The following is a 12,334-nucleotide window of genomic DNA, read 5'->3' as shown; positions in this document are numbered from 1 at the left end:
GTGAGCCTCGATTCCCACCGTCCTGCCGGGCTACCTGAGCCTCGATTCCCAGGCACGCCGCCAGCAGACGGAACTGGATGTGACGCGATGGCTCGCAGACCAGGGAACTCCCGTGATCCCTCCCAGCCCTCTCGTGCCACGGGAACCCGTTCAGCGCGACGGGTTCTCGATGACGTTCTGGCAGTTCATCGAGGAAGACCGAGACAAAGAGCCCGACTACGCGGCGAACTCCGAAATCACTGCTGACCTGCACGCCGCGATGCGTGCATACCCGGGCCGGCTGTCGTTTCTGTCCGCGGCCGAACCGCAGTTCATCGCGGAAAGCCTTGCTCTGCTCGAAAAGCGCCCCGACCTCATCGGCCCGGCCGATCTGGACCGCGCATGCCGCGAGTGGCAGGTCCTGGAACCTCTCGTGCGCTCCCGCACAGCATTCGAAAAGGCATTCCCAGGGATCGACCTCCAGCCCATCCACGGCGACTCCCCGCCCGCGAACATCTTCTGCGGGGTGCACGGGAACCTCTACGCCGACTTCGAGCTGGTCACGCTGGGCCCCGTCGAGTGGGACCTGGCCGCTCTAGGACCCGTCCTCGAATCCGCATACAACCGCGGCGCGCAGCGCAACGGTATGCGGCCATTGAACGAGGACGTCCTGCGCTTCGTGAACGCCGTGGGGATGCTGCGGGTCATTGCCTCCCTCGCACTCGTGCCGCAACTTCCTTCGTTGGTGGAGTACTTGCAGTCGGCCGTCGACCAATGGCAGACGATGCCGTTCGCCGGCGGCATGGCCGAATGACACCGGCAATGGGGGCCCGCAGCGGAACAACTCTCCAGCCACGCAATCTTCATCGGCGCACGCTCAAGCCCCCTTTGGCACAGGACGGCTGTAGCTGAGCACCCGGCCTGTCGGGTGAGCGCCTGAGCCGGCCGTCCAGGTGCTTCGGCCAGCGGGCACGGCAGCGGTGGTCGGTTCGAAGGCTTCAGCGTTTCAGTCTTGCCCGACCCGCGTTGTGAACGGAATCACAGCGGAGGGCTGTCACGGTTTTCTGGTGCGGGGTGTCTCGATGTGCATCCGAAGAAGGGGGCTGGGTGTGATGCCGGGATGCCAACGCGTGGTCGTGGTCGTGATGGTGCGAGCCGTCAGTCCGGGATGCCGAGGGGGTGTGATCCAGACTTCCCGGCTCAGCGGCGGCACTCCGGCCGAGCCCCCGGTCGCCGGACGCACTGCGGCGGTGGCCAAGGAGCCCGTCCGCCAGTCCATGGCTTGGCCACTGCACACCGGCCGCCGCACCAGGGAACGGGTTTGGGCCGGCCGTGGCTGAGGATGTTTTCACCGAGCACCGCCCACTGCTGTTCACCATCGCCTACGAGATGCTGGGCAGCGCCGCCGATGCCGAGGACGTGCTGCAGGAGAGCTATCTGCGGTGGAGCGCGGTCGATCCGGCCGCGGTCGAGCATCCGCGCGCCTATCTGGTGCGCGTGGTGACCCGGCAGGCCCTCAACCACCTGCGCACGGTCAGGGCACGGCGCGAGGACTACGTCGGCCCGTGGCTGCCCGAGCCGATCCGCACCGCGCCCGACGTGAGCGACGACACGATCCTGGCCGAGTCGGTGTCGATGGCCATGATGCTCGTCCTGGAGACGCTGAACCCGACCGAGCGTGCGGTGTTCGTGCTGCACGAGGTGTTCGGCTACACCCACGGCGAGATCGCCGCCTGCATCGGCAAGACCGAGGTCACCGTCCGACAGATCGCCCACCGCGCACGCCGGCACGTCCACGCGCGGCGCCGTCGCTTCGAGCCCGACTCGGAGGCCGCCCGGGGGATCGTCGAGCAGTTCCTGCTCGCGGCGACGACGGGACAAGTCAAGCCGCTGATAGACCTGTTGGCGCCCGATGTCATACAGATCTCCGACGGCGGCGGGAAGGCAGTCGCCGCCCGCAGGCCGGTCATCGGCCGCGACGACGTCGCCCGCTTCGTCCTCGGCGTGATCCGCACCGCCACCACCACGACGACCCGAATCGAGCACGCCACATACAACGGCATGCCCGCCGCACGCTTCCTCACCGACGGCGCACTCGACTGGCTGGTGGTTTTCGAGATCGAGGGCGGACAGATCACCGGTCTCTACGGCATGCGCAACCCGGACAAGCTGCACCGCTCCGAGACGGTCCACCCACTCGACAGAGGAGAAACCTGCCATGGAAACCATGACCGTTGAACGCGTCATCGACGCCCCGATCGACGAGGTGTTCACCTGGCTCACCACGACCACTCACTACACGAGCTCGCCCCTGGTGCTGCGCTGCCGCCTGACCCGACACGGCGAGGCCGCTCCCTACGGCGTCGGCGCCGTGCGCAGTCACCTCTGGCTGATCGGCTGGTTCCGGGAACGCATCACCCACTACGACCCGCCGCACGCCACCGAGTACGTCGTCGAGCGCAGCCTGCCGCCGTCCCGGCACGAACTCGGCCGCATGACGTTCACCGAGGTCGAGGGCGGCACCCACGTGCGCTGGACCACCCGCGCCGAGATCCCCGTCCCGGTGCTCGGCGCCGTACTCACGCGATTCCTCGCACGACCGGTCATCACCCGCACCTTCCGTAACATTCTTGACGCTGCCAACTCGGCGCTGGCTCCGCACCCTCAGTCGGAAACGGGCCCCGGTCGCTGCCGGGCATGACGACCGCGCACTTGCCAATGCCCGAGCCCTCGCCAATGACGGCGCGACTCGCCAAGGAGTGGAACCGAGCCCGGTGACTGCCTGGGCGGAACCGGCCGTTCGGCTCGCCGCCGACGCGCGACGTCGCCGTCAACCGATACGGCAACCGCTGGTCGCTCGGGGTGAGGTACGCCGGCACTGTCTGCTGCCCGGTAGCGCCGAGCCCGGATGGCCGGAACGAGTGTGCTGCGCGCTCCTAGTTGGCGAAGCCCGCAACTACGGCGCCCAGCCACACATCCGTGTGACTTGGGTGCTTCAATCGGCCGGTGAACACGACATTTAGCTGGCTGAGCGTCCTGCAGCAGCGTCCCGTACTCTCCGGCTGTGATAGTTCGCTGCGACCAGATCATCAGCCCCACCAGCGGGGAGATCGTGCCAGATCATCCTGGCATACGAATAGGGGAGGAGTATCCGGTTCTGGAGATCACCACCACAGCAGATCGATCCCTCCTGCGTCTTCCAGAGCACGGTTACAACAGGGGACGCAGAGAGAGTCCCGGGCTTTGGGACGCGGCCATGTTCACGGTCGTGGTTGACCGAGTTCCGAACTGCTGGGTTGCCCAGCTGGACGATGGACGGTTGACGCTGGCGCCCCCTGAGTGGCAACGACTCGGATTCTGGGAGGAGTACTTCGACGACGTGCCGCGAGCGGTTGCAGAGTACGACCGTCTAAGAGCCAAAATTCTTGCTCAGGCCTGACCTGCGCCTTGTGAGCAAGAATCCGCTTGATAGGCATGCTCAACTGGCCAACCCCTCACCCGGCTCTGCGTTGCCACATGGCACACCGTGTGAGGCGCGGCGCGCTCAGACAGATCAGTTGTCTGCGCCCGGGACGCCGCGCAGCGCGCCGACGACCTTCTCGCTGGGCACCCCTGGCGGCCGTGAATGCGCTCAGCGGCTGTTCGTTGGGGCGAATCTCGTTTGACACGGTGCCTCATGAGAACCCAATCAACTGCGCTCCGCCCTAGCGATCTCGTACACGGTCAGATCTCGTCCGGGCCGCCGTTTCTCATGGTCAGGGCCCTCCGCTGGTCACGAGTCGTCCCAGGTGCTGCAGTGAGGCACCTTGCCAGTACTCGGTATGTGCGGGGAGCGGGCTGTCGGTGTCGGGGAAAGAGCCGTCGTCCACGTCAAATGTGTTGCCGCCGAAGTCGCTCTCGACCGGGTCGTTGCCGTGCACCGGCGTCTGGTCGATGAGTCGTTTGCTGCTGTGCCGGCCCACACGTGCGACGGGTCGAGTCCCAATTCACCGGTGTGGTCCACGCCTACCCCTGGGCATCCGACGAAGACGGCCTGGTCGACGGGGGGAACGTCGTCAACGGTGAGTGCCTTGCCGGACACGAGGGAGCCGTAGCTGTGTCCGAGCAGTGTTGCGTGCTCCATGGTTCCCTGGTGTGTGGCGTTCATGCCGTTGAGGGAACCGGTCGAGGGGTTTGGCGGCAGGCTCTGCCCGGTCGGCGCTTGCGGCGTCCGCGAGTCCTGGCAGCGCGTCATAGCCGAACAATGCGATGGACGCGGTCTGTTGTCCGGGAGCCGTGTTGTCGGCTGTCGACCAGAGCTTGTCGGCACGCGCTATTTCCTCGTGCATGCCGGCCATGTTCGTTCAGCATCATCGGCCCCTGGACCGGACGTTGCTGCCATCTTCCCGATCAGGCCCCCTGTCCCCTAAGACGCCGCGGCAGTTGCCGCCGGTGTTCGGGCCGGCCTGGCCCACGGTTTACCGACGCTTCGCTGACCCTGTCGCTGGGCATTTCCGGTGCCAACATGCACGACAGCCTCGGCCTGAAGCCACTGGCGCGGGGGATCCCGCCCGTCCGCTCCCGACGCGGCCCACGTCATCAGCGCCCAGTCAAGCTCCATACGGACAAGGGCTACGACTACGACCACCTGCGCAGATGACTCCGTAAGAGGGGCATCCGCCGCCGCATTGCCGTACGGCGGCTGGACCTCGTAAGCACATGCACCGAGGGCCGCACCCCAGCCCGGGTGCGGCCCTCAATCGCTGCTTGTGCCCGATGTGCTCGCGGCCGGCGTCCTGCGATCACCCGCCCCACTGCCCGGCGGGGAGCTTGCCCGCCGTGGTTGGCACCGAACGCTGGCAGAGGACCCATAAGCCATCACCGACACCAAAGGAAACGGTGTCTAAACGGGAATGACGAGATGAAGTGCGCCCGGCATCTCCTTCGGCCCGATGGTTGTGGTGTGTTGGTGTCCCCGGCCTAGCTCGGCTGTGTGGCGCCCTGAGCCCAGTCCGGTGTCCAGGTCCCGTTGTCGGGGCGGCCGGGGTAGGCAGAGGTGAGGTGGTTTCGCAGTGCGGTGAGGGCGGGGTGCGGGTTGTCGGTGCGCCAGATCAGTGAGTGCGGGTAGACCGGGGTCGGGTCGTGCAGGGGGATGCGTCGCAGGTCGTGGCCGGCAGGCCAGACCAGCGGAGTTTGCTCGCTGACGAAGGTCGCCAGTGTTGAGGAGGCCGCGATCGTGTCGAGGAGGGGCTCGATACCGAAGTTGGGGCCGACCGCGTCGATGGTGAGACCGAACGTGGCGGCGAGTTCGTCATAGTAGGCGGCCCACTCGGTGCCGGGCAGGTTGCCGGGCATCCAGATCCGGCGCCCGGCGAGCTGGGCGGGAGTGATCGCGCGGGCGGCGGCGAACTCGTGGGCCGGTCCGGTGAACAGGTGGAGCGGTTCGTCGTAGACCGGGGTGGCCTCGATGCCGTCGGGGAGCTGCCGGCCCGGCATGGTCACGGCGCGGAAGGTCGCGTCGATCGTCCCGGACCGGACGGCGGCGATGGCCGTGTCGGAGTCGAACAGGGTCACGACATCGAGATCGGTCTCGGGATGCGCGCGGTGGAAGTCACGCAGCAGACCCGCCACCGAAACCTGGCGGCCGATCACATCGACGCGCAACGCCCTGCGCCCTGGCCGCACGGAGGCGGCTGCCCGTTCCTCGGCTTGCAGGAGAGCCCGGGCGTAAGGCAGGAACGCCTGTCCGTCGATGGTCAGCCGGGCTCCGCGGGCCGTACGGCTGAACAGCTGCACACCGAGGTCCTTCTCCAGCACGGCGATGCGCTTGGATACGGCCTGTGGGGTGATCGACAAGTTGGCGGCGGCTTCTTGGAACTGTCCCGCGTCGACGGCGGTGACGAAGGTGCGCACGGCGATGAGGTCCACGCTGACCATCCTAGGTGGACAACCAATCGTTGACTGCGGGCGGCGAAATGGTTGTTTGATTCCCGTAGGCCGCGCTGGCTTTGATGTCTCTGGTCAACCTGTGGTTTCGCAAGCAGTGCGGCAGGAGGCGTGCTGCCCGGCTGCCGGGTGGCTGCCGGGCCTGCGCGGCCAAGGGCTCGGACTGACCACGTGCACGGGCGGTGCGACCCCTTGGCCGCTCCGTCGGCGCGACCGCATCGCGACGAGCCGAGCCGAGCCGCTCAGCCATCTGCCGATGCCGATGCTGATGCCTGTGCGGTCGGCCACCACAAGGCACCATCGCGTCCCTGGCCGGGATGGATGGGGCTCCCTACTCACCCCGGAGGCGACCCACACGTGCCGGATTCCTTCGTTCACCTGCACAATCACACCGAATACTCGATGCTGGACGGCGCACAGAAGATGAAGCCGATGTTCGCCGAGGTGGCCCGGCAGGAGATGCCCGCGATCGCCATGAGCGATCACGGCAACATGTTCGGTGCCTACGAGTTCGCGCAGGTCGCGAAGGGCTTCGAGGGGATCAGGCCGATCATCGGCATCGAGGCGTACATGGCGCCTTCCTCTCGGTTCGTCCGCAAGCAGGAGTTCTGGGGGCCGGGAGGCCGTCGCGCCACGAACGCGGACGGTGAGGGGTCGAAGGACGTCTCCGGTGGCGGCCGCTTCACTCACATGACCATGTGGGCGCGCAACAGCCAGGGCCTGCGGAACCTGTTCTGGCTCAGCACGCAGGCCAGCTATGAGGGTCAGTTCCCTGCCGGAAAGCCGCGCATGGACCGGGAGTTGATCGCCGAGCGGCCGGACGGCGTCATCGCCACCACCGGCTGCCCCTCGGGCGAGATCCAGACCCGCCTGCGGCTGAACCAGTATGACGAGGCGAAGGCTGCTGCCGCGGCCTACCAGGAGATCTTCGGCCGCGAGAACTACTTCCTGGAGCTGATGGACCACGGCCTGGACATCGAGCGTGAGGTCCGTGAGGGCCTGCTGCGCCTGGCCAAGGAACTGAACATCCCCCTCCTGGCCACCAATGACGCGCACTACGTCACCGAGGACCAGGCCGACGCCCACGACAGCCTGCTGTGCATCGGCGTCGGCAAGAACAAGGACGACCCGGGCCGCTTCCGGTTCAACGGCTCCGGCTACTACCTCAAGAGCGCCGCCGAGATGCGCAGCCTGTTCTCGGAGCTTCCGGAAGCCTGCGACAACACCCTGCTGATCGCCGAGCGCATCGAGCCCTACGACGAGGTCTTCGACTACGTCGACGAGATGCCGCGGTTCCCGGACGTGCCCGACGGTGAAACGCAGGAGTCGTGGCTGCGCAAGGAAGTCCTCAAGGGGCTGACGATGCGCTACGGGGACCCGGTTCCCCCGCACATCGTGGACCGCTTCGAGACCGAGATGTCGGTCATCGGCCCCATGGGCTTCAGCTCCTACTTCCTCGTCGTGGCGGACATCTGCCGCCACGCCCGGGACAACAAGATCCCGCTCGGCCCGGGCCGGGGCTCGGCCACCGGCTCGATCGTCGCCTACGCCACCCGCATCACCGAGCTGTGCCCCCTGGAGCACGGCCTGCTGTTCGAGCGGTTCCTGAACCCCGAGCGCATCAACCCGCCGGATGTGGACCTCGACTTCGACGACCGTCAGCGCGACCGGATGGTCCGCTACGTCACCGAGAAGTACGGCGAGGAGTACACCGCCATGGTGAATACGTTCGGCAAGATCAAGGCCAAGAACGCGATCAAGGACTCCTCACGCATCCTCGGCTACCCGTACGCCCACGGCGAGCGGATCACCAAAGCTCTCCCGCCGGACCACAACGGCAAGTCCGCCCCGCTGGCCGCCGTCTTCGACTCCTCCCATGAGCGGTATGGCGAGGCCGGCGAGATCCGGCAGATGTATGGCAACGAGCAGGATGTGAAGCGGGTCATCGACACCGCCCGCGGAGTGGAGGGCCTCACCCGCGGCACCGGTGTGCATGCCGCGGCGGTGATCCTGTCCAAGACGATGCTCACCGACCGCATCCCGCTGCACATGCGTGCCTCGGACGGGGTGAAGATCACCGGCTTCGACTACCCGTCCTGCGAAGACATGGGTCTGATCAAGATGGACTTCCTGGGGCTGCGGAACCTGGGCGTCATCGACCAGGCCATCGAGAACATCCGCGAGAACCGGGGAATCAGCCTCGCCACCGTAGACCCCCTGGACGGCGACCCGTCCACCGTCGTCATCCCCCTGGACGACACCAAGACCTACCGGCTGCTGGCCGAGGGCAACACCTTCGGCGTCTTCCAGCTCGACGGCGGCGGGATGCGCGTACTGCTGAAGCAGATGGAACCCACCCGGTTCGAGGACATCGCCGCGGTCAACGCCCTCTACCGGCCCGGCCCCATGGCGGCCAACGCCCACACCAACTACGCCCACCGCAAGACCGGCCGCCAGGACATCACCCCCATCCACCCCGAGCTGCGCGACGCCCTGGAGCCCATCCTCGGCAACACCTTCCATCTGCTCGTCTACCAGGAGCAGATCATGGCCATCGCCCGGGAACTGGCCGGGTACACCCTCGGCGGCGCCGACCTGCTGCGCCGTGCGATGGGCAAGAAGAAACCGGAGGTGCTGGCCGCGGAGTGGGACAAGTTCCACGACGGCATGCGGGGCAACGGGTACAGCGAGGAAGCCGTCAAAGCCCTGTGGGACGTCATGCTCCCGTTCTCCGGCTATGCCTTCAACAAGTCCCACACCGCGGGCTACGGCCTCGTCTCGTACTGGACCGCCTACCTCAAGGCCAACTACCCGGCCGAGTACATGGCCGCCCTGCTCACCTCGGTCGGCGACGACAAGGACAAGGCCGCGATCTACCTCGCCGACGCCCGTAAAAACGGCGTCCGCGTCCTCCAGCCCGACGTGAACGAGTCCGTCGCCGAGTTCACCGCCATCGGCGACGACGTACGGTTCGGGCTGCGGTCCGTACGCAACGTCGGCGACAACGTCATCGAGGCCATCGTCGAGGCCCGCCGCCGGGAAGGGAAATTCACCTCCTTCTCCGACTTCCTCGACAAGGCCGGCCTGCCCGCACTGAACAAACGAGCTGTGGAGTCCCTGATCAAAGCCGGCACCTTCGACTCCCTGGAGCACTCCCGCAAGGGCCTCACCGCCATCCACGAGGACGCCATCGACGCGGTCATCCCCGTGAAGAAGGCGGCAAGCTTCGGGCAGGACGACCTCTTCGCCGACCTGGGCGGCGAGGGAAGCAGCGCTGCGCCCTTCGGTCTCGACTTCCCCATCGACGACACCGAGTGGCCCCGCAGACAGCTCCTGGCGACCGAACGCGACATGCTCGGCCTCTACGTCTCCGCCCACCCGCTGGACGGCGCCGAGCACATCCTCTCCGGCGCACGGGACTGCTCCATCGCCGAACTGCTCGCCTCCGGCCGCACCACCGGGGACGTACAGCTCTCCGGACTGATCACCGGCATCCAGCTCAAGATGACCAAACAGGGCAACGCCTGGGCCATCGTGAACCTCGCGGACCGTGATGCCGGCATCGAGGTCCTCTTCTTCCCCGCCGCCTACCAGCTCGTGCAGCACGCGCTGGCCGAAGACAACGTCATCTCCGTCAAGGGCAAGATCGAGGACCGGGACGGAACCGTGAACGTCTTCGGCAGAGAACTCGCGGTACTGGACGTCTCCTCCGCCGAACACGGCGGCAGACCCCCCGTGCGGCTTGCCCTCCCCGCCCACCGGATCACCGAACAGTCCGTCAGAGAACTCAAGCGTATCCTCGCGGACCACCCGGGCGACAGCCCCGTCCACCTCAGCGTCCGCGGCGCACGCAAGACGACCGTGTACGCCCTGCAGGCCAAGGTGGACGCCATCACCATCGCATCCGACGTGAAGGGCACGTTCGGAGCTGACGCGTGGACGGGGCTGGCGTGATCCGGGGGCCGGTGAGAGTGAAGCGTTCGGCAAGCCCGTTCATGACTGGCCGAACGCCGTGCGCGATCGTGACGTCGTACGCGACCGCGACGCCGTAGGCGACCGTGACGCCGCGGGGGTCGCGGTGTCGCGGGGCTCGCGGGGGAGGAGAGCGCAGCACCGCGGGTAGCAAGGGAGTGGGTACCCGGCGTCAGTTCGCACTGTCACGGGTTCCGTCGGAGCAGCAGCCGCTCTTCGCGCCGGCGACGGTGTCGAGGCGGCAGAAGCACGACGCCTCGACGGGGACGTCCGCGAGTGCGGTGGCCACGGTGAGTTGCTGGGCGACGATGCGGGCTTCTCCCGTCCTGCCGAGCTGCACGAGGCATTCGTGGAAGCCGTGGAGGGCCCAGACGTTTCCGGGATGCTGCAACGGCCTGGGCAGGGTGTTGTCGAGCCCGAGGTCGGCCCGGTAGACGGCCTCGGCCTCTTCGACCCTGCCCTGTTCCAGCAGGAGCGCCCCGTAGGCGTGGCGGGTCGGCTGCATCCAGCCCCACGGTTCGTCGTAGGGCAGGTTGTCGTCGAGCTCGATGGAGCGCTCCAGGGCGGCAAACGCTGCGTCGTACTCGCCCTTGCGGTACGCGAGTTCGCCGTCGAGCATGGCGGAGGCGAGCGCCAGGATGTCCCGGCACGTGTTGTTGAACAGCATCCGCGTCTCGGGAACCCGCTCGGCCGCGCGGCGGAACAGCTCTCGCTCGGCCTCGGCCTCGACGGTCGCCCCCGTGGCGGAATACGCCACTCCGCGCGCGTAGTGCAGCATCGCCGTGGTGACGCAGTACAGCTCCCGGTCGGCGGGCATCGGCAGCGCGAGGAGGTCTGTCCACCGGCCGAAGCGGATCAGCACATGCACCCGCATGGCGAGAAAGCCCTCCAGCCAGTCGGCCATCGGCGGGCTCTCCACGCGCAGCAGCTCCTCGGGGATGGACGCCTCGAGTTGCGCGACCGTCTCCAGTGCCGTCCTGGACTGGCCGAGGAACATCGCACCGTAGATCTTGAAGTGGTAGTTGTGCGAGCGGTACAGCGTGTAGAAGTTCATCGCGCCGGCCCGCCGCAGGTACTTCTCATCGGCCCTGATCGCGTCGCTGTTGCCCGACACGACCCGTCGGTAGTCCCCGCACAGCACATCGAGATGTGAGGGCATGTGCTGCAGGTGCCCCGCGTCCGGGACCAGCCCTCGCAGCCGGTCGGCGACCGACAGAGCCTTCTCCGGCGTCGGCGACATCTCCATCAGGTGGATGTACATGTGGAGTGTGCCCGGGTGATCGCTGCCGGCCGCGGTGAGCAACGCGCGTTCGAGGACCGCCTTCGCCTCCAGTGTGCGCGCGTCGCCGGCGGGTTCGCCCGTGCGCAGGTCCCACAGCTGCCACGGGGTGAGGTTCATCAACGCGTCGGCGTAGAGGGTGGCGACGTCCAGGTCGTCGGGTGCGAGTTCGTATACGGCGCGCATGGCCACGGCATAGGGCTCGTTCCAGACGGAACAGTCCTCCACGGCGCACGAGGCGGGGTAGCGCTCGCGCAGTGCCGCGATGAGCGCGCGCTCGGTTGGCGTGGCCACGTCACACAGCTCATGGGCCCGTTCGACGGCGGCATGCGCCCGTTCCACCGTGCGTTGCAGATCGGCGTCGTCGAAGAAGTCCCAGGGCTTGTTGTAATTGGGGCCCAGGGCGTACGCGATGCCCCAATACGCCATGGCGCAGCCGGGATCCGCTGCCGCCGCCGATTCGAAGCAGGTGACGGCCTCTTCGTGGTTGAACCCGTAGCTCCAGGCGAGGCCACGGTTGAACCAGAGCTGTGCTTCCGGCGAACGTGTCGATACGGGCCGGGTGAAGGTCCCGAGGTCGAAGTAGTCCATGAGGATCTCCTGCAGAGGGATGTGAACTCGACGATAGTCGGCGCTCAGTGCATAGGTGCCGATTGGCTTTGTTCACTTCTGGCGCCTCACGCCGCCCCCACATTCACTCGAATGGGCTTTATCTCTGAGGGGTGATTTTAGCGATGGCGAGGCAAGCGTTCCTCTTTTGAGGATGGGGATGGCGTTATACGCCTCCGCGATCCGCCCCACGCCGATGATTTCGAGGGCGGTGGCTATGCACCCGAAGAGCTATACCCCTGCAGGGACCTTCTGCCGAAAGCATCGAAGAAGTGAGCGAGATGTTCGGCCGCGGCTTGGTGCTGATCGGCCAGATTGCCGGACAACCTCTACCAGATCGTGCTGCGCGGAGGTGGACCACGCGGGAGCCGTGGACGTCAGCCTGATCGATCTGACGGCCCACTGCGTCTTGGACACCGGCCTGGCTTGCTTTCCCGCGCTCGAGCCCTGACAGCACGAGACCCCGGGTTCATAACGGCCCGGGGTCTACGCGTACTCGTGTGTTCGGCCGACTCAACCACCATCCGCGGCTACTGGAGCCCAGGGATCCGATTCGAGATCAGAGCCGTT

At 67.0% G+C, this 12,334-nt stretch carries 9 protein-coding genes and 2 pseudogenes; 6 read left to right on the top strand and 5 right to left on the bottom strand.

The window, feature by feature from the left end; genetic code table 11:
* Positions 1–79: 79 nt before the first annotated feature.
* From STRNI_RS01890 to STRNI_RS01875, 4 genes are all read left to right on the top strand, one after another.
* Positions 80–793: an aminoglycoside phosphotransferase family protein gene (locus STRNI_RS01890; protein WP_338149705.1), complete on the top strand. Its 714-nt coding sequence runs from the start codon at positions 80–82 to the stop codon at positions 791–793.
* 518 nt (positions 794–1,311) lie between these two features.
* Positions 1,312–2,217, top strand: a complete 906-nt coding sequence (locus STRNI_RS01885) for an RNA polymerase sigma-70 factor (protein WP_277410368.1) — start codon at positions 1,312–1,314, stop codon at positions 2,215–2,217.
* Positions 2,198–2,680, top strand: coding sequence for an SRPBCC family protein (locus STRNI_RS01880; protein WP_277410367.1), 483 nt, complete (start codon positions 2,198–2,200; stop codon positions 2,678–2,680). Before STRNI_RS01885 ends, STRNI_RS01880 begins: the two co-directional genes overlap by 20 nt.
* Positions 2,681–3,043: 363 nt before the next feature.
* Complete coding sequence (locus tag STRNI_RS01875) at positions 3,044–3,418, top strand: hypothetical protein (protein ID WP_277410366.1); 375 nt, start codon at positions 3,044–3,046, stop codon at positions 3,416–3,418.
* A gap of 316 nt (positions 3,419–3,734) precedes the next feature.
* Here STRNI_RS01875 and STRNI_RS01870 read toward each other — a convergent pair whose 3' ends face one another.
* The 3 genes and pseudogenes from STRNI_RS01870 to STRNI_RS41495 form a co-directional block, all read right to left on the bottom strand.
* Positions 3,735–3,941, bottom strand: a complete 207-nt coding sequence (locus tag STRNI_RS01870) for a hypothetical protein (protein ID WP_277410365.1) — start codon at positions 3,939–3,941, stop codon at positions 3,735–3,737.
* A 32-nt stretch (positions 3,942–3,973) separates the two neighbouring features.
* Positions 3,974–4,087 (bottom strand): annotated as a pseudogene (locus STRNI_RS41500) (alpha/beta hydrolase); the annotation flags it as partial.
* Positions 4,035–4,307 (bottom strand): alpha/beta hydrolase, encoded by a 273-nt coding sequence (locus STRNI_RS41495; protein ID WP_401850596.1) that lies wholly within the window; start codon positions 4,305–4,307, stop codon positions 4,035–4,037. The pseudogene STRNI_RS41500 and the gene STRNI_RS41495, both read right to left, overlap by 53 nt.
* Before the next feature lie 143 nt (positions 4,308–4,450).
* Here STRNI_RS41495 and STRNI_RS01865 point away from each other — a divergent pair.
* A pseudogene (locus STRNI_RS01865) lies at positions 4,451–4,615 on the top strand (IS5/IS1182 family transposase); the annotation flags it as partial.
* Positions 4,616–4,938: 323 nt separating this feature from the next.
* Here the strand turns inward: STRNI_RS01865 and STRNI_RS01860 are convergent.
* Positions 4,939–5,886 (bottom strand): LysR family transcriptional regulator, encoded by a 948-nt coding sequence (locus tag STRNI_RS01860; protein ID WP_277410364.1) that lies wholly within the window; start codon positions 5,884–5,886, stop codon positions 4,939–4,941.
* 375 nt (positions 5,887–6,261) lie between these two features.
* Here STRNI_RS01860 and dnaE point away from each other — a divergent pair, with 375 nt between their 5' ends.
* On the top strand, positions 6,262–9,858 hold the full coding sequence (gene dnaE, locus STRNI_RS01855; RefSeq protein ID WP_277410363.1) for a DNA polymerase III subunit alpha: 3,597 nt from the start codon (positions 6,262–6,264) through the stop codon (positions 9,856–9,858).
* Positions 9,859–10,048: 190 nt separating this feature from the next.
* On the opposite strand, the gene STRNI_RS01850 is transcribed toward dnaE, so the two are convergent.
* A complete protein-coding gene (locus STRNI_RS01850) occupies positions 10,049–11,746 on the bottom strand; it encodes a tetratricopeptide repeat protein (RefSeq protein WP_277410362.1) in 1,698 nt (565 codons plus the stop codon).
* Between the last annotated feature and the right edge of the window lie 588 nt (positions 11,747–12,334).

The organism is Streptomyces nigrescens (genome assembly GCF_027626975.1).
Lineage (GTDB): Bacteria > Actinomycetota > Actinomycetes > Streptomycetales > Streptomycetaceae > Streptomyces > Streptomyces nigrescens.
Note: the sequence above shows the minus strand (reverse complement) of the source record. Positions and strands in the feature narration are given on the sequence as shown.